20 protein-coding genes and 1 tRNA gene are annotated in these 17970 nt (G+C 54.8%); 10 read left to right on the top strand and 11 right to left on the bottom strand.

Going from position 1 to position 17970, the window contains the following annotated elements; genetic code table 11:
* The first annotated feature begins 62 nt into the window (after positions 1–62).
* From ACMGG9_RS07550 to ACMGG9_RS07535, 4 genes are all read left to right on the top strand, one after another.
* Positions 63–680 (top strand): LysE family translocator, encoded by a 618-nt coding sequence (locus ACMGG9_RS07550; RefSeq protein ID WP_047024927.1) that lies wholly within the window; start codon positions 63–65, stop codon positions 678–680.
* Between the two features lie 78 nt (positions 681–758).
* A complete protein-coding gene (wrbA, locus tag ACMGG9_RS07545) occupies positions 759–1358 on the top strand; it encodes an NAD(P)H:quinone oxidoreductase (RefSeq protein WP_033650699.1) in 600 nt (199 codons plus the stop codon).
* Positions 1359–1594: 236 nt separating this feature from the next.
* Entirely contained in the window at positions 1595–1909 is a 315-nt protein-coding gene (locus ACMGG9_RS07540) for a hypothetical protein (protein ID WP_016928271.1), read from the top strand.
* A 187-nt stretch (positions 1910–2096) separates the two neighbouring features.
* Positions 2097–2897 carry a DNA/RNA non-specific endonuclease gene (locus ACMGG9_RS07535; RefSeq protein WP_414162014.1) on the top strand — a complete coding sequence of 267 codons (801 nt, stop codon included), beginning with the start codon at positions 2097–2099 and terminating at the stop codon, positions 2895–2897.
* 73 nt (positions 2898–2970) lie between these two features.
* Here the strand turns inward: ACMGG9_RS07535 and ACMGG9_RS07530 are convergent, their stop codons facing one another.
* From ACMGG9_RS07530 to ACMGG9_RS07495, 8 genes are all read right to left on the bottom strand, one after another.
* A complete protein-coding gene (locus ACMGG9_RS07530) occupies positions 2971–3408 on the bottom strand; it encodes a helix-turn-helix transcriptional regulator (protein ID WP_197751833.1) in 438 nt (145 codons plus the stop codon).
* 169 nt (positions 3409–3577) lie between these two features.
* Positions 3578–4102: a hypothetical protein gene (locus ACMGG9_RS07525; RefSeq protein ID WP_049866670.1), complete on the bottom strand. Its 525-nt coding sequence runs from the start codon at positions 4100–4102 to the stop codon at positions 3578–3580.
* 136 nt (positions 4103–4238) lie between these two features.
* Entirely contained in the window at positions 4239–5303 is a 1065-nt protein-coding gene (locus tag ACMGG9_RS07520; protein WP_089191480.1) for a fimbrial protein, read from the bottom strand.
* Positions 5304–5318: 15 nt separating this feature from the next.
* Positions 5319–7814, bottom strand: coding sequence for a fimbria/pilus outer membrane usher protein (locus ACMGG9_RS07515; RefSeq protein WP_182073979.1), 2496 nt, complete (start codon positions 7812–7814; stop codon positions 5319–5321).
* Positions 7815–7828: 14 nt separating this feature from the next.
* Positions 7829–8524, bottom strand: a complete 696-nt coding sequence (locus tag ACMGG9_RS07510; RefSeq protein WP_033644245.1) for a molecular chaperone — start codon at positions 8522–8524, stop codon at positions 7829–7831.
* 54 nt (positions 8525–8578) lie between these two features.
* Positions 8579–9175 (bottom strand): fimbrial protein, encoded by a 597-nt coding sequence (locus ACMGG9_RS07505; RefSeq protein ID WP_369795919.1) that lies wholly within the window; start codon positions 9173–9175, stop codon positions 8579–8581.
* Positions 9176–9996: 821 nt separating this feature from the next.
* Positions 9997–10209, bottom strand: a complete 213-nt coding sequence (locus ACMGG9_RS07500; RefSeq protein ID WP_004928089.1) for a hypothetical protein — start codon at positions 10207–10209, stop codon at positions 9997–9999.
* Between the two features lie 227 nt (positions 10210–10436).
* A tRNA-Ser gene (locus tag ACMGG9_RS07495) sits at positions 10437–10524 on the bottom strand.
* Between the two features lie 229 nt (positions 10525–10753).
* On the opposite strand from ACMGG9_RS07495, the gene yccA reads away from it, so the two are divergent.
* Both yccA and tusE read left to right on the top strand, forming a co-directional pair.
* A complete protein-coding gene (gene yccA, locus ACMGG9_RS07490) occupies positions 10754–11413 on the top strand; it encodes an FtsH protease modulator YccA (protein WP_033642602.1) in 660 nt (219 codons plus the stop codon).
* A gap of 110 nt (positions 11414–11523) precedes the next feature.
* Positions 11524–11853 carry a sulfurtransferase TusE gene (gene tusE / locus ACMGG9_RS07485; protein ID WP_033642601.1) on the top strand — a complete coding sequence of 110 codons (330 nt, stop codon included), beginning with the start codon at positions 11524–11526 and terminating at the stop codon, positions 11851–11853.
* Positions 11854–11887: 34 nt separating this feature from the next.
* On the opposite strand, the gene yccX is transcribed toward tusE, so the two are convergent.
* Complete coding sequence (gene yccX / locus ACMGG9_RS07480; protein ID WP_171403374.1) at positions 11888–12166, bottom strand: acylphosphatase; 279 nt, start codon at positions 12164–12166, stop codon at positions 11888–11890.
* Between the two features lie 93 nt (positions 12167–12259).
* Here yccX and rlmI point away from each other — a divergent pair, with 93 nt between their 5' ends.
* Together rlmI and hspQ are read left to right on the top strand one after the other, a co-directional pair.
* A complete protein-coding gene (rlmI, locus tag ACMGG9_RS07475) occupies positions 12260–13450 on the top strand; it encodes a 23S rRNA (cytosine(1962)-C(5))-methyltransferase RlmI (protein ID WP_072627929.1) in 1191 nt (396 codons plus the stop codon).
* A gap of 60 nt (positions 13451–13510) precedes the next feature.
* A complete protein-coding gene (hspQ, locus tag ACMGG9_RS07470; protein WP_004928104.1) occupies positions 13511–13828 on the top strand; it encodes a heat shock protein HspQ in 318 nt (105 codons plus the stop codon).
* Between the two features lie 58 nt (positions 13829–13886).
* On the opposite strand, the gene ACMGG9_RS07465 is transcribed toward hspQ, so the two are convergent.
* A complete protein-coding gene (locus tag ACMGG9_RS07465) occupies positions 13887–14300 on the bottom strand; it encodes a CoA-binding protein (protein ID WP_033642598.1) in 414 nt (137 codons plus the stop codon).
* Between the two features lie 256 nt (positions 14301–14556).
* On the opposite strand from ACMGG9_RS07465, the gene ACMGG9_RS07460 reads away from it, so the two are divergent.
* Both ACMGG9_RS07460 and ACMGG9_RS07455 read left to right on the top strand, forming a co-directional pair.
* A complete protein-coding gene (locus ACMGG9_RS07460) occupies positions 14557–15222 on the top strand; it encodes a DUF2057 family protein (protein WP_164106189.1) in 666 nt (221 codons plus the stop codon).
* Between the two features lie 121 nt (positions 15223–15343).
* Complete coding sequence (locus ACMGG9_RS07455; RefSeq protein WP_033642596.1) at positions 15344–15802, top strand: methylglyoxal synthase; 459 nt, start codon at positions 15344–15346, stop codon at positions 15800–15802.
* A gap of 33 nt (positions 15803–15835) precedes the next feature.
* On the opposite strand, the gene helD is transcribed toward ACMGG9_RS07455, so the two are convergent.
* Positions 15836–17890, bottom strand: a complete 2055-nt coding sequence (gene helD, locus ACMGG9_RS07450; RefSeq protein ID WP_414162013.1) for a DNA helicase IV — start codon at positions 17888–17890, stop codon at positions 15836–15838.
* Positions 17891–17970: the final 80 nt, after the last annotated feature.

Here is a 17970-nt window from a genome sequence, read left to right as displayed (position 1 = left end):
TCACCGAGAAAAATTACTCTTATAAATCAGTCACTCTATTGATAAACATCGCAAGGATAACTATGACTGAACTCATCGCTGTCGTCACCATTACTTTACTCGCTGTAATCAGCCCCGGGCCGGATTTCGCCATGGTCTCGCGCAACAGCCTGCTGCTCTCCCGCCGCGCCGGCATCTTCACCGCCTGCGGCATTGGCGCCGGCGTACTGATCCATGTCAGCTATACGCTGATTGGCGTCGGCATGTTGATCCAACAGTCGCCCTGGTTGTTTAACCTGCTCAAAGGCATCGGCGCCGCCTACCTGATCTACCTCGGCTTTACGCTGCTGCGCAACGCAACCCATCACGACGCCGCGCCCACCACGACGCCGGCCGCCATCAGCGATCTCGCCGCCCTGAAAACCGGCTTTCTCACCAACGCGTTAAATCCGAAAACCACCATCTTTATCGTCAGTCTGTTCATGCAGGTGGTCTCTCCCCACACCGTGCTCGGCGTACAGATCGGCTATGGCCTCTTTATCGCCGCCGTCCATGTATTCTGGTTCGCCGCCGTCGCGCTGCTGTTTTCCGCGCCGGGCGTCAATGCGCGCTTTTTGCGTTTGCGCCGCGGCATCGATCGCACCTTTGGCGGGCTGCTGATTGTCTTTGGCGCCCTGTTGGCGATCGCCGGCATCAGGTAACGCCACGACGCCAAGTTCGTCATTCGCTTCTATGCTTATCAGGGGTTTTTGTTAATCATCTGAGCGGGAGTACGAAACATGACGAAACTGTTGGTGCTTTATTACTCAATGTACGGCCACATCGAACGCCTGGCGCAGGCGGTGGCCGAAGGGGCGAATCGGGTCGATAACGTGGACGTGACGGTCAAACGCGTGCCGGAAACCATGACGCCGGAAGCCTTCGCCAAGGCCGGGGGCAAGCAACACCAGCAGGCGCCGGTCGCCACCCCGCAAGAGCTGGCGGACTATGATGGCATTATCTTCGGTACGCCGACCCGCTTCGGCAACATGGCCGGACAGATGCGCACCTTCCTCGATCAGACCGGCGGCCTGTGGGCTTCCGGCGCGCTGTACGGCAAGGTGGGCAGCGTCTTCTCCTCCACCGGCACCGGCGGCGGCCAGGAGCAAACCATCAGTTCGACCTGGACCACGCTGGCGCACCACGGCTTCATCATCGTGCCGATCGGCTATGCGACGCCGGAGCTGTTTGACGTTTCGCAGGTGCGCGGGGGCACCCCCTATGGCGCGACCACCATCGCCGGCGCCGACGGTTCGCGACAGCCGAGCAACGAAGAGCTGACAATTGCCCGCTATCAGGGCGAGCACGTGGCGAAAATCACCGCCAAGCTGAAAAGTTAATCGCCCTCCTGCACCCGTGATTCAAAGGGCCGCGCATTCGCACGGCCCCATCTTGTTGCCGACCCGCCGCAAGGTTAGAATGCCCCTCCCCCGGCCATTCAGCGTCTGAAGGCCAGGCCCGAATTCGTTCTGCCCGTCGCTCATCGGCTTTCAGCCCGAGGACGGGCGTTCTGTTTTTTGCGCACAGCGAAGGGAATAAGTCAGTGTCTAAAGATTTTGATGAACTAATAAGAGACATGGATCTTATTATTGAAAATGTAGACAGCTTCAAAGCTCTGGCTCCGCGCGCGCCCGAGCCGGCTCCGGCCCCGCCGCCGCCGGTTCATCACTACGACTCGTTCTGCGAAAACATCGCGTTGAAAGTGGTATTGAAGGTGCTGCTGTCTTCGGTGGACAAGATAGTCAAAGTGCAGATCGCCAACAAGGTCGAGCAAGAGATCGCCCAAATTGAGCAGCAGGTGGTGCGCGCCGGCGGCGGGCCGGTATCACCGGACGATCTGGCGCAGATGACGCACTACGTTCGCCGCACGGTCAACGACCTGCTGGAATAACCCCCTTTTGAAACGGCGTCTGTTGGACGCCGTTTTTATTTCTACCGACTTTAACGTGCGGTATCGCTGTACCATGACTGACACATTCACAACATGAATGTGTTGCATTGTTGTATTCGTTTCACTGCGATAAGTTTAATTTACTGTAAATATATACAGTATTTTTTAACTTATTGAGGATATGAATATGCGCTTTAACAACAAGATGTTGGCCCTGGCCGCCCTGCTGTTCGCCGCACAGGCGTCGGCCGAGACGCTCGAATCTATCGACAACTGCGCGGTTGGCTGCCCGACCGGCGGCAGCAGCAATGTATCGATCGTGCGTCATGCTTATACGTTGAACAATAACAGCACCACCAAATTCGCCAACTGGGTGGCCTATCACATCACCAAAGACACGCCGGCCAGCGGCAAGACGCGCAACTGGAAAACCGACCCGGCGCTCAATCCGGCAGATACCCTGGCCCCTGCCGATTACACCGGCGCCAACGCGGCGTTGAAGGTCGATCGCGGCCATCAGGCGCCGCTGGCCTCGTTGGCCGGCGTTTCCCACTGGGAATCGCTGAACTACCTGTCCAACATCACGCCGCAAAAGTCCGACCTGAACCAGGGCGCCTGGGCGCGGTTGGAAGATCAGGAGCGCAAGCTTATCGATCGCGCGGACATCTCTTCGGTCTATACCGTGACCGGGCCGCTGTATGAACGCGATATGGGCAAACTGCCGGGCACCCAGAAAGCGCACACCATCCCCAGCGCCTACTGGAAGGTGATTTTCATCAACAACAGCCCGGCGGTGAACCACTATGCCGCTTTCCTGTTCGATCAAAACACGCCGAAGGGCGCCGATTTTTGCCAATTCCGCGTGACGGTGGACGAGATCGAGAAACGCACCGGCCTGATCATCTGGGCTGGTCTGCCTGACGACGTACAGGCTTCGCTGAAGAACAAGCCCGGCGTTCTGCCGGAGTTGATGGGCTGCAAAAACTGACGGAAAAACCCGCTTCGGCGGGTTTATTTTACTCGGGCATCAGACGGCGCTCACTCCGCCAACGGCATCACGCTTACACTCGCTCATCCGCCGCAACAATAAATTGGTGAAAACGTTCGATTTCCAATTTACGCATGGCGTTCATTTTATGCTGGCTGACGGTTTTCTCGGAAATGCCCAACGCCTTAGCGACGCCGGTATTCGGTTTTCCCGCCAGCAGCATGGCCAACACCGAAAGCTCGCGCGGCGACAGGCTCTGCCCTTTGCAGCTCGCGGTGAACATTTTTATTGCCTCAACGAACGTCGTAAGACCGATGTTTTTTTTCAGACAGTTAAAATTCGCCAGTCGCGGCGTTTCCACGCCGGTTAAGACGATCGTATTGTCAGGCCTGTCGATAATATGCGATAAGAAATTCATAACCCGACAGATAGACGAGAAAGAGACGATGACCACTTCTGCATGACAATACATGGCATGTAATCCACGGCGTGCAGATGAATGCAGACCCATAACTTCAACGCCCTCCAACGACATTAAGATCTGCGATATGCCATAGAATAAATAGTAATCATCAGAAAATATAGCCACTCGCACAGGATCACCCCATTGCTATTTATCATGGGCGCGTTTTTAACAACGCCCCCATGGCAGTCATGTCAATTAAATTTATTGGTTCGACTTACTTAAGTGAAGAACATAATGAGATCAGCAATGCGGACAGCGATGAAAGATATTTTTCATCCAAATTCATAATGCCATCTTCACTGTATTTCACGTTATTATCTAGAATTTCATGAATACTCTCGACGGCGCATACGGCATCCTTCCAAACTACGCGCCGACCGAAAGGCGAAGCGCCGAGATATTGCGCGCTTTGGCGAAAACCAACGATAAAATCGCGCAATATATCGAGCACAATCAATACTTCCTCCCTGCTGACACACCGCTTCATTTGCACTTTATCCAGGAAAACGCTGAGCGTGCTTTGTAAGGAAAACAGGTTCTTGAACAACCCGCCGGCGATATCCTTCGGTGTTTTCACGCTGGTTGATATGACAAAAGGGAGCTCTCCATGCTGCGAGATATATTGATAAAGCCCATTTATCGCCGTCGTCGGCTTAATATCCAAACCGCGAAGAATGACGTCAACCTCATCTTTTAGCGATTTTTCCACTTTGACACCGATCTGGATTTGTTCCGTCATACAATTCATCCTCAACATAGAGATCCGGATTAAACACCAATATTATTCAAGCAAATAATATTCGCCACCAATTACCATGTTAAGATTTTTCTTATATGTGGCAACCTGTTTTTTATTATTAAAAATAACAAAAGAATTATTTATATATAATGTTAAGCGTAGCCGATGTGTTAATTCCCCCGCTGCTCATTGCGGTGGGGCTGTAAGGATAATAATAGGCCGCCATGCCGATGGAAAATTGCGCATCCAAGGCATTGCCGGTTCCCACGTGAAATAATGAAGTCGCCGCGCCTGGCGTCACGCTGGAAAGCGACAGCGTGACGGGATTATTCGGCGAAGCCGTCTTGACCAGCCGGATGCCAATGCCTTTTGCCGCCTCAGGGCTTTTATCAATCAAAACCGTATTATCCGAAGACAACAGATTATTGCTGGATAAAAACATATTGATATCCCGATCGGCCGTGCCGCCACTTTGCCGATTCTGGCAGCTGAAATTCAGCGTAAAGGGCGTCAGGCCATTTTGCGCCCCCTGAGTAATCTGCGATATCCCCAGCGTCGGCAACTTCACCGCCAGGCCAGCATTGTCGAAAGTGCAGGTCGTCATCTTGGGCGCATACTTGATGGTCATCGGCTGCCCGTACATGTCGCGCTGATCGTAAGGCCAATTGAAACCGTTGAGCAGCCAGGTCAAAATCTTCACCAACTGCTTGGCGGGCCACAAAATGATCTCCAGCAAGGACATCCCGCTCAGATCGGTCACGAACATCACGTCCTTAAGGCTAACCGTGTCGCCGGGTATCGATGTGCCCGTCTTGCTGACCAGACTGAAACGAATATTCATCGGCTGATTCAATTCCGAAGCGGAGTGCGATCCCCAACCGCTAAGTTTTTTGTTGGCGATGTCGTTGGTTATTTCCGCGCGTATCCAATATTTACCGTTGTTGAATCCCAGAATGGTCGCCTTTGTGCTGTCGGTTGACAGGATGCGCGTATAGCCGAATTCGCTGCTCGAGGTTGAACAACTGAATGAACCGCTGTATTGCGTATAAAAACTGCCTTCCCAGACCGGTGTTTTATCGCTGAGCTTATCCGACAAATCGACGTAGATAGGCGGCGCATATTGGATGCCGTTGCCGTAGCATGAAGCGTAACTGTAACCGCTGAACAACAGGGACAGGGTCAGTGCGAGTATCCTGAGCATGGTGTAATTATCCTTTTATCGACATGTGTTGGCTGCGCTGTCCATCGAGATTTTCGGGCGTTCAATCTTGCAGACACCGTCATTCAGCCTGACCTCCAGTGACGTTGGCTGCTGCTCCACCCGCAGATACAGGACGCTGGCCTGCCCGACGAAGCCAATGGCATGCCCGCTTTGATCCGCCACCTCCGCACCAAATGGCAGGGGCTTATTGCCGGGCTTAAAGGCGCGCAGCGTATAAGGCCGACGCCGATCGGTTTCGAATCTCAAATAGTTGACGGCGCCGGCATAGGGCACGCTGTTGGCGATATTGCCGACGATCTCGGCGCCGGAACTGTTGCCGGTATCCGACAATGTCACGGAGTTTTGCCGGTAAGGCGTGGCGTAAGGCACCAAAGCCAGCCCTTCGTCGTTAGTGACGATGCTCTCGTCGCCGTTCACCATCAGCCCTTTGGCCTTGGGCGCGTCCACCACCATCATGGTGTTGCCCATTTCGTTGGACGCCAGCAAATGCCAAGGGATCGCCACCAGGCTGCCGCGGGCGCTCATGCCCAACTGTCGATAGTCTGATGATTCACTGTAGGAGCCGCCGACGGTCGTCGCGTTGGCGCGATAGGCGGCATTCACGCTCGCCATGCTGTTGCCGCCGCTTTGATTGCTGCCGGCAAGCGCATAACTCAGACGGTTTGATTCCAGCGCATTGCCGCTCAGGCTCAGCGAGCTTTGCTGATAGTGCGAATCGGTGGCGGATAAGCTGGTGCTGAGATAGGCATTGTTGTCGAACATCGACAACGGCACACTCAGAGAGAGATAAAACCGCGTCTCTTCTTTGCGATCGGAATTTCTCACGCGACTCGCGGAAATGTTGTAACTGACGCGCGCGAAGGCATTTGAATACCCGAGCTGGTATTCCCGGCTTTTATTCGTATCCGACCAATAGTCGCGCTGGGTGCCGGAGAAATAGAGCGTGCCCCACCCTTCTGCGAGCCTCTGATTCAGGTTCAAATTGAAGGTATTGCGCGGACGAGCGGCGCGAACGGCGTCCCAGGTATTCAAATCCAGCGGGGCAAGCTCATGGTCATCCCGATCGTTCCAATAATCGTGAAAGCGCTTGTCACGCTCGCGGTAGCCTTGATGGGTGTAGATGGCATCGTTGAAACTGTAATAACCTTTGGTCGAATAACGGTATGCCGCCAGCGTGAAGTTGGTTGCGGTAGCGTCCAAAAACTTGCTGTAGGCGATCCGAAAACTTTGCCCATTCTCGTTGCGATCCTGCAAATGCGTCGAGGCCTGAGTCACATCGACGGATACCGCGCCGAACGGCAGATTCCAGCCACTGCCCAGCAGCCAGGCGCGATAGTCCTCGCTGAGGATCGTACCGGCGTAACCGGTGACCAGATTATTGAAGCCGTACTGCAGCGTGCCCTGCACGAAAGCGGGCGCATAGTCGGTATCCGCCTGATTGACCTTACCGGCAACCAGGCCATATTTGCTGACGCCCTGCTTCAACATGTTGGGAACGGCGGAAAACGGCACGGTAAAGGATTGTTCCCGCCCGTCGGCTTCCCTGACCACGACCAACAGATCCCCCGCAGAACCGGTCGGCAATATATTGTCCAGCGTAAAGGCGCCCGGCGGCACGTTCTCCTGATAGATGAGGTTGCCGTTTTGCAATACTTTCACCAGGGCATTGCTCTGCGCCACGCCCCGTACTATCGGCGAAAAGCCCTGCTGCGAATTGGGCCGCATGTTGATATCCGAGGCTAAAGCGCCGCCCCGCACCCGAATCGAGTCGAACAAATCACCCGGCGAATAGAAATCGCCCATCGTCAGGTTCGATTTGATGGCGGCGAAGCCACGCTGCACATAGCGAGTATTATTTTGCCAATCGCTGCCTTGCCGCGAACTGCTGCGGAAATTGCTGCTGTCTCTGAATTGCCAACCCGCCAGATTGACCCCCGATTCCAAACCGGTATAGAAATCGTCGTTTGACGCCTTGTCGCCCTGCAACGACTGCACGTGGTAATAGGTGGCGTTATAGGCCAGCAGCAACGCAGGCACGCCGCGATCCCAAAATTTGGCGTCAACATAGCCGGCCTCTGCGCGAATCACTCGCGACTGAGGCACCGTCAGCTTAAGGCTCAACGTCCCCACATCGAAGTCCGCCCTTCCTCCTTGCACCAACGTTTGGACGGGGATCGGCCCCTTGTCCACCCCGATGGACAAACGACTCATATCGATGCCCAACAGGGCGGCGTCACGATGGGCGATGCGAATATCGCCTTTATGTTCGCCGAACTGCAACGAGAACCGCCCTTTCCAACTCTGGTTGACATACACGTCGACCGTTTGCGTGCCTGCCGGCATGTCATTATTGAGGTAAAAACGCGACAGATCGGATTCGCTGGACGCGCCGGCCAATAGAGAAGTGTCGAATTTCATCGCCGATGCTTTATTTAACGGTATGAATACAGATGCGGTCAGTATCGAAAGCAATTTTAGTTTAAGCTTCATGGCCGTTCTTCACGTTAGCGGGCTGTAATGGCTTTAGATTTATAAGCCCCCAGGTCGTCGATATAGAGCAGGGTGTAGGGAATATTCCGGCTCACGCCAACTTTGGTCGGGGCAAAGAGGCTGGAATATGGCCCGACCATCACTGAATCGACCAACAGATTCTTTTTGCCTTTCTGATCAACATTGGCCAACGTAAAATAGTAAGGGCCTTTGTTGATAACCTTAAATCCCTTCCCCGCCGCCTGGAGTTCAATGAAGTCGGTGATGTTATTGACACTGCCGGTTAACCCTGCCGGGCGATAAAATAGCTTGATGCGTGATTTGATGGCTAATTGCAGCGTATTGACGCCCTGCAAATTCTCCGGCGTAGGCGGGATATCCAGCACATTCAAATAAAATACCGACTCACGATCGCCGGGAAGCGCCGCGTTCATTTTTTGTATGCGTAATTGCTGGCCATTATTTCCGGCAACTTTCACAACCGGCGGGGATAACAAGAACGGCACGTTTGCCGTTTCAGGCGTCGAGTTTATATCACCGTCATCAATCCATGCCTGCACCAGTGCCGGATCGTCACCATTGTTGACTAACTGAACGATAACATCCTTGTTTTTTTCCGGATAAATAACGCGCGTTCCATTAATTACAATATTGGCATCGGCGCAAAAGCTGCTGAGAAACAATCCAGCAAAGATTAAGCACTGTTTCATAGTCACCCCAGAAGCCAGGCCTTTGCCTTGGGCGCAGGCCTGGCTTAATTGCAATTACAGGTAAGAAATGGTGTAAGTCACGTTGGAACTCAATTCCCCCACTTTTGCCGCCAACGCATTGGTCTTGTAGTAATAGGCGTCCAGCGTCAGCGTTTCGGCATCCGGCGCCGTTTTATCGCCTTTGATCTTGGTGACATAAGGCACGTTCAACGGAATCGGCGTGGATGAACCCGGCTCAGCCAGAGAAAAACCGACGTTTTTCGCTACGGCGGCGTCGCTTTCATTCACGGAGCTGTTCAGCAGATATTTCCCGTCGGTAGAGATATTATTCGCCGAAGAGAAGTAGATCTTCAGCGGCGTACCGGCCGTTCCCGCCGCCGGCGTGCAGCCGGAGAACGTCAGCGAGAAAGATTTCTTGTTTTTGGTGATGGGGCCGACCACGGTGCCCGCATCAGTCACGGAAATCGGGCTGAGCGCAACGGTAAAATCGGCGCTTTTCCCGCCATTGATGGTACAAGTGGTATCCGTAACGGCACCGCTAAACGAAATAACGCCACCGGCGGAATTATCTGCCGCCGTTGCGCCCACAGATGTTAACGCGGCAGCCAATACCGCCAAAGAGATGCCTTGCTTAATCATAATAAACCCCATTACTTTCTTCGCTGAGAGAGCATATATAAAATGACCTACACCATTAAACCGTTTAGAGGCTAACGAAGCTTAGGCAATAGCAGAGTATTGACAGCATCCTGCCATCTAAAAGTTTATATGCGACGGTATATATTTATATATATCCAAGTGTATTCTAAAAGGTATCCGACAATGGGAAAAATCTCATTCACCGCCAGATGCAGGACATATTAATTCCAAAGACAAAAAAATTGCAACATCGAATCAAATAATTTTCATGACAATAAAAAAAATGAATCGAGCAATGGCCGGAAGGATGTGTGCCTTAAAAGAGTGAGTACGGCAGGCTGCTTACTGCGCGGGTTAAATGAGCGCCGTCATTTCCTCATAAAAGCGCTTGTGGCATAAAAAACAAAAAGCCATTGATATAAAAAGAAAAAATACACAAAGAAAAATCTTAGATTTCTTAACCCTCCTCCTTCCTCCACGTACGGTTTACTTTTCCCCTACCTTAAAAAATTAGCCAACCTACCGCTATAGGAGTAGCCCGAAAATGCGATACTCTCTGCACATGAATATTCAGACAAACAAGAAACAGCGTCCGAATTTTTCTTTGCTCAGTCGATAAGGATGAATTTTTCAGAGAAAAATATATCTTTCCCTATCAATATAAAACCCACCTTTAAAGTATATTAAAAAATATACTGAAAGATAATTCATTTAAATAAATCGCTACAGGGGTCAAACAAGATAGGGGAAAAGGGATGCATCGCGAGTAACGGCGGGAATAAAAAACCCGAGCGCCACAGGCTCGGGTTGATAGCAACACAGACATTCGACGATCAGAGCGGCTTTTCAGTCCGTACGATGCCGTGATTCTTCATCACCTCTTCCATCGTAAGGCTATCGTCATACGGCGTCTCGTCGACCACGACGTCTTTCGGACGCTCATAGGGTTTGGTCGCACGTTTGAACATCCACCACCATACGAACACCAGGAAAGCGCCGGACTTGAGAAAAATCATGGTCCATAGGGCGACTTGATACCAGTTCATCTCTGTCTCCTAAGAGTATTAAGCAAAATCGATAAGGCGGCGTTAATTATCGTGCCAGTCACGCCTGACAGCAGCAGGCATCCGAGCGGCCTGCCTTGATGACCGCATAATCTCACCGATGCGTAGCCCTTATCAATAGCCGTTCGCGTTTCCTGCGGGCGACCGTCAAGTTCTCAGCACGCAAAAGCAAAAAACCCCGCGCTCTAAGAGCGCGGGGTCAGAATGTATGGCGGAGGAGCAGAGATTCGAACTCTGGAACGGTTTCCCGTCGACGGTTTTCAAGACCGTTGCCTTCAGCCACTCGGCCACCCCTCCGCAACGACGCGCACTATAAACAGAGCTTATTCGCTTGTAAAGCCCAGGCGCGTTCAACCGCGCGAAAAATCGACGGAATGATGCAAGCCGGCGAACAAACGCGCGGCCGCTCCCCCCGCTGTTGCAACAATGATAACTAAGGGTAAAGATTGGTAAACAAACTTTAATCAAGCGCTTGCGCTGCCTATCATCGGGATTATTTTGTGATGGCCTGATAAGAGAGATCATTATGGACCGCATTGTCGTCTCGTCTTCCTCGCGCGACTCCCTGCTCAGCACGCATAAAGTCCTGCGCAACACCTATTTCCTGTTATCCCTGACGCTGGCTTTCTCGGCGCTGACCGCAACCGCCAGTACCTTGCTGGGCCTGCCTGCGCCGGGCTTGCTGCTGATGCTGGTTGGCTTCTACGGCCTGATGTTCCTGACACATAAACTGGCCAACAGCCCGGCAGGCATTCTGGCGGCGTTCGCGCTGACCGGTTTCATGGGGTATGCCCTCGGCCCGATCCTCAGCTCGTTCCTGAACGCCGGCGCGGGCGATCTGATCATGCTGGCGCTGGGCGGCACCGCAGCGGTGTTCTTCTGCTGCTCGGCCTACGTGCTGACCACCCGTAAAGACATGTCGTTCCTGTCCGGCATGATGATGGCCGGTTTTGTGGTGCTGCTGGTGGCGGTGATCGCCAACCTGTTCCTGCAGATCCCTGCTCTGCACCTGGCGATCAGCGCGCTGTTCATTCTGTTCTCCGCCGGCGCGATCCTGTGGGAAACCAGCAACATCATTCACGGCGGCGAGACCAACTACATTCGCGCCACCGTCAGCCTGTACGTGTCGCTGTACAACATGTTCATCAGCCTGTTGAGCATTCTGGGCTTCGCCCGCAGCAACTGATCGCGTGTTACCCCGCCTTCCAGGCCCCGCTCCGGCGGGGCTTTATTTTTTGCGGCTGAAAAAATTTGCTAAACTGGCGGCCGTTCCGAATTATCCGTTATCGAGGCAGTATGTTGGAGTTTGAAGGTCGGGTTATCGACACTGACGCGCAGGGCTATCTGAAAAACAGCGCCGACTGGCATGAAGGCCTGGCGCCGCTGCTGGCCGCGCAGGAAGAGATCGTGCTCACCGAAGCACACTGGGAAGTGGTGCGCTTTGTGCGCGACTTCTATCAGGAATTCAATACCTCACCGGCTATTCGCATGCTGGTCAAAGCCATGGCGCAGAAATACGGCGAAGAAAAAGGCAACAGCCGCTATCTGTACCGCCTGTTCCCGAAAGGGCCGGCCAAACAGGCCACCAAGATCGCCGGGTTGCCCAAACCGGTAAAATGCATCTGACCGCTCCGCCCGCAGCGCCGCTGCAGGCGAGCGCTTAATAGCGAATGCCGAACCCGTCGTAGTCGGCTACGCCTTGCGGCTCCACCAGCACGCGTTCGACGCGCGCGCTGCGCGGGCCGCCCTGCTTCAGCCATGCGACCAGCAAGTCCACCTGCGCCTGTGTGCCACAGGCCACCACCTGAACGCTGCCGTCATCAAGGTTGCGCGCATAGCCCGTCACCCCCAGCGCCTCGGCCTGCCGCTGAGTGGAATAGCGAAACCCTACCCCCTGCACCACGCCATACACATACGCAGCAATGCAAACTTGTGTCATAATCGCCCCCTTAATTCAGTTTTCGTTATGGCATTGCCGTGCCTTTGCACCGCCGTGTCACTCTTTCTATCCTAGCTGGCAGCATTATTAATTATGACCGTACGCCTGTTTCTCGCCAAAGGACGTGAAAAGTCCTTACTCCGTCGCCACCCTTGGGTGTTCTCCGGCGCCGTTCAACGCGTCGAGGGCAAAGCGCTCTCCGGTGAAACCATCGATATTCTCGACAGCCAGGGCAAATGGCTGGCTCGCGGCGCCTATTCGCCCGAGTCGCAGATCCGCGCACGCGTCTGGACTTTCCAGCAGGATGAAGAGATTAACATCGATTTCTTCATTCGCCGCCTGCAGCAAGCGCAAAGCTGGCGTGATTGGGTCGCGCAGCGCGACGGCCTGGACGGATACCGCCTGATCGCCGGCGAATCCGACGGCCTGCCGGGCATCACTATCGATCGCTTCCAGAATTTCCTGGTGCTGCAGCTGCTGTCCGCCGGCGCCGAATATCAGCGCCCGGCTCTGCTTTCAGCTCTGCAGCATTGTTACCCGGAATGTTCAATTTACGACCGTTCCGACGTGGCGGTGCGTAAAAAAGAAGGCCTGCCGCTGGCGCAGGGCCCGGTGCTGGGCGATTTGCCGCCGGAGCTGCTGCCGATCACCGAACACGGCATGAAACTGCTGGTGGACATTCAGCAAGGGCACAAGACCGGTTTCTATCTCGATCAGCGCGACAGCCGCCTGGCGGCGCGTAACTACTCCGCCGGCCGCCGGGTGCTGAACTGCTTCTCCTACACCGGCGCCTTCGCCGTTTCCGCTCTGATGGGCGGCTGCGCGCAGGTGATCAGTGTAGATACCTCGCAGGCGGCGCTGGATATCGCCAGACAGAACGTCGAGCTCAACAAGTTGGAGCTGAACAAGGCAGAGTTCGTTCGCGATGACGTGTTCCAACTGCTGCGCAACTACCGCGCCCAGGGCGAGAAATTCGATCTGATCATCATGGATCCGCCGAAGTTCGTCGAGAACAAAAACCAGCTGGCCAGCGCCTGCCGTGGCTACAAAGACATTAATATGCTGGCGCTGCAGCTGCTGAACCCGGGCGGCATTCTGCTCAGCTTCTCTTGCTCCGGGCTGATGCCGACCGATCTGTTCCAGAAAATTTTGGCCGACGCCGCTGTAGATGCCGGACGTGATGTACAATTTATAGAACAGTTCCGCCAGGCTGCCGATCACCCGGTGATCGCCACGTACCCTGAGGGGCTGTATCTGAAAGGCTTCGCTTGTCGGGTGATGTAACTTGAAATGCGCTGCCTTGCCCCCATATATGAGCAAGGCATTGTTTCTCAGGAGGTCATCATGATTGCCAGCAAATTCGGTATCGGACAACAGGTTAGGCATAAACTGCTGGGGTATTTGGGCGTCGTTATCGATATCGACCCTGAATACTCTTTGGAACAACCCAAAGCTGACGAGATAGCGGCGAACGATGAACTGCGTTCCGCTCCTTGGTACCACGTGGTGATGGAAGACGAGGAAGGCCAACCGGTGCATACCTATCTGGCGGAAGCGCAGCTGGATGGCGAGCCCCAGGAAGCGCATCCCGAGCAACCATCGCTGGATGAACTGGCGGAATCCATCCGTCACCAGTTACAGGCGCCACGCTTGCGCAATTGACCGCGCCAAGACCTGAGAAACCCTGAAAGGGCCCGGCATCGCGCCGGGCTCTTTTTATTTAGCGTTCCAGCCCCAAACGCGGGATTTCGATTTTCGGGCAGCGATCCATCACCACCTGCAGCCCGGCCTGTTGCGCCAGCACTGCCGCCTGGTCATTAATCACGCCGATCTGCAACCACAGCGCCTTGGCGCCGATCGCTATCGCCTCTTGCGCCACGCCGTAGGCTGCCTCCGAATTGCGAAAAACGTCGACCATATCGACCGGCTGCGGGATGGCGGCCAGCGTGGCATAAACCGGCTGCCCCAACAGCGTCTGCCCCGCCAGTTTTGGGCTCACCGGGATCACCTGATATCCCTGCGACAACAGATAAGCCATCACCCCATAGCTGGGCCGCGACGGGTTATCGCTGGCGCCCACCAGCGCGATGGTTTTCACCTGCTGCAATAACTCAACAATCTCTTGATCTTGCATCTTCAACTCCCGTTTATCACTGCGTCACTCTTCCGTTTCGAGTGTAACCGATCGGCATTCGCGCAGCTAAACGCTACGCGCAGGAAACTTCAGCGTAATCTTATGGTCTGAGGCTGTCGCGGTTCAGCCACGCACAGACGTGTCTAATTACAAATAAATATGTAAAAATGTAAATAAAATACCCAATTGAAAAATTTTGACACAACCTATGCCATGTTCAACACTTAGAGCTACGTCACTTTATAAGGAGATAATGATGAAATTTGGTCTGGTGGTTGCGGCGTTGCTCAGCATCAGCATGCCTGCCGCGGCTACGACCCTGAAACTCTCCCCGGACATCGATCTGCTGGTGGTCGACGGCAAGAAAATGACAGGTTCGTTGTTAAAAGGCGCCGACAGCCTTGAACTGGATGGCGGACAGCACCAGCTGCTGTTTAAAGTGACCAAAACCGTACGTTCCGGCCAGCATACGCAGGCCTATGCGTCCCTGCCGCTGGTTGCCACCTTCAATACGCAAAAGATCAGTCAGGTGGCGATCGAACTGCCGCGCATCGAGAACGATCGTGACGCGCAACGCTTCGATAAAACGCTGAACTATCGGGTAGTGGATAAAGAGGGTAATGCCCTGCCGTTCCAGCATGATGTGCTGCATCCCGACAGCGTCACCTTCAATGCCGATTTGGAAAAGGTGATGACGGATTACAACCGCCAAAACCGCCCGGCTTCCGTCCCGCTTTTCGTCCAGCCGAACGCAGGCAACACAACAGCCTCCCTGCCGGCCGGCGCACCGGTGAATGCCCCGACGGTGACGCTGAAAGGTGAAAACGTGTCGGAACAGATGCTGCAATACTGGTTCCAACAGGCGGACAAGGAAACCCAGAAGCGCTTCCTGCACTGGGCCAACAAACAACCGGTTCACTGATCCCTCCCGGCGCCTTAGCCGCGAAGGCGCCTTTTCTTCGCATTTTCAGGTGCAAACGCTAGGCAGTGAAAAACAGTTTCAGTAATCTGTCGCACATCACCGATTAGCGAAGGACACTGATATGGAATTGACCACCCGCACTATCGCCGAGCGCAAACACATTGCGCTGGTGGCGCACGATCACCGCAAACAGGCCCTGCTGGAATGGGTTGAAAGCCACAAGACCATTCTGGCGCAGCACCAGTTGTACGCCACCGGCACCACCGGCAACCTGATCCAGCGTGCCAGCGGCATTCCCGTCACCAGCATGCTGAGCGGCCCAATGGGTGGCGATCAGCAAGTCGGCGCACTGATTGCGGAAGGCAAGATAGACATGCTGATCTTCTTCTGGGATCCGCTGAACGCGGTTCCTCACGATCCGGACGTGAAGGCGCTGCTGCGGCTGGCGACCGTCTGGAATATTCCGGTAGCGACCAACCGTTCGACCGCTGATTTTTTGATTGACTCTCCGCTGTTCAAAAGCGAGGTGGCGATCGCCATCCCCGACTATCAGCGTTACCTGCAAGACCGCCTGAAATAGTCCTTTCGGCCTGGCTACCGCCAGGCCAGCTGCTTACGGTTTTTTCTGCACCGGAACGCCAAGCTCACGAAGGTGGTCGACGAACACCGAAGGACGTTCACGATCCTGCAACAGCCATACCTGATGTTTGGCGCGAGTCAACGCGACATACAGCAGACGGCGCTCTTCAGCATCCGGAAAGTCCTCCGGCTGCGGCAGTAACACCTCTTCCAACACCGACTCGCGCGCCACGGCGGGGAAGCCGTCACGCCCCTCATGCAAACCGGCGATGATGACGTATTCCGCCTGCTGCCCCTTGCTGGCGTGGATGGTCATAAACTCCAGATCCAGCTTTGGCCAGCGGGTGGCCGCTTTCGCCAGCGCTTCCGGTTTCAGATGGTGGTAACGCGCCAGCACCAGGATGCGCTCATCCGGCTTGGCGTAGCCGCTCAGCTTGTCCAGTAGCGGCTCCAACTGCTCGTGCGGCAGGATCGTCACCGACTTTTTATTGCCCTTGCTCAGGCTATTGAGCGGTTTTTTCAGCTGGTGCGGGTTCTGCTGCACGAACCGGCTGGCCACCTCGCCGATGCGTTCATTGAAACGATAGGTGGTATCCAGCGCGCACTGCGCGCCTTCGCCGAAGTTCGTGGCGAAGGCCGTGGTTAACGTCAGTTCTGCGCCGCTGAAGCGATAAATCGCCTGCCAGTCATCCCCTACAGCAAACAGGCAGGTCTGCTTGTTCTGTCGGCGCAATGCCGCCAGCAAGAGCGCACGCTGCGGTGAGATATCCTGAAACTCGTCGACCAGAATATGTTTCCACGGGCTGACGAAGCGCCCCTTGTCGAGAATGTTGACCGCCTGATGGATAAGGCCGGAGAAGTCCACCGCCCCTTCCTCTTTCAAGGCGCTTTTCCAGGCTTTCAGCAGCGGCGCCATCAGCCTGATGCGTTTTGAAAACAGATCGCGGATTTCTTCATCCGCCTGCTCGATCATTTCCGCCTGGCTGCCGCCATGCATGCGCATCAGCCCCAACCAGCGTTCCAACCGGCTTGCCAGGCGATCCGCCAGGCGCTTATCCTGCCAGAAGTCGCCTTCCGGCACTTCCCATTCCAGCTCTTCGGTCAACCATTGACGCCACCCCTTGGCCTGCGCTTTCTTCTCCGCGCACTGTTGGCGCCAATGGGTAATCAGCAGCTCTTTGCGCGCTTTGGCATCGGTTTCCAACCGGCTGATGGCCGGCGCTTTGCGGCTGCCTTGTTGAATGATTTGCAGCGCCAAGGCATGGAAGGTCTTGGCCTGAATACCGACATCACCCAAACGTTCTTTGATGCGGTCGTTCATCTCGCCGGCGGCCTGACGGCCGAACGCCAACAGCAAGATTTGACCCGGCTCAGCCTCCTGACGACGCAGCAGCCAGCCGGCGCGCGCCACCAGCACCGACGTTTTGCCGCTGCCGGCGCCGGCCAACACCAGCACGGAATCCTCGCCATTGACCACCGCCCGGCTCTGGGCGTCGTTGAGCGGCGAACTCTCGACGGTCTGGAAGAAATCATGGTGTTGATCCAGCATGCGCTCGGTCCACTGCCGGTTGCGTTGCTCGATACTGCGCTCCCCCTGCTGCAACCATTGCAAACACAGATGGTAATCAGCCCGGCAGTTATCGAATTCCTCCAGGCGCGCCACCGGCATCGGCAGCGCGGAGAAAGCCTCGCGAATTTGCTGCTGCAACTTGCCCAGCTCAGACTTTTTGAACCATTTATCTTGTTGCTCAATGCGCTTAATCTGCGCCACCTGCTGTTGCAACACGCCGGCGCTGACGTCGCTCATTTCGGCGCTCCACTGCTGCCACGCCTGCTGAAGAAAGTGATAAAAACGCTGCGTTTCCTGCCATTCGGTGCCGTGCAGCCGCACCACTTTTTCGTCCGGTAATTCAAATTCCAGCTCGCCCCAGACGATGCCACGCTTGCACCTGACCTGAATCAGTTGATTGAAGGGGATCAGGTATTCATGTTTTTCCCCGCTCACCTCAACGCCGGCGTGCAGCAACCGCACGCGGTTATAAGGGTGCTGAGCCAGGTGTTTCCCCAGCGATGTCGCTTTAAGTTCCATATCGTCGCGCCATGACTATGTTGAGATTAAATAACGGATATCTGCCAGTTTACCTGCGATAAGCAGTGGCACTCTAGCGC

This window comes from Serratia sp. BNK-10 (assembly GCF_047456065.1).
In the GTDB taxonomy this organism is placed as follows: Bacteria; Pseudomonadota; Gammaproteobacteria; order Enterobacterales; family Enterobacteriaceae; genus Serratia; species Serratia ureilytica.
The sequence above is the reverse complement of the archived record's forward strand: the minus strand, read 5'-3'. Positions and strand labels throughout refer to the sequence as shown.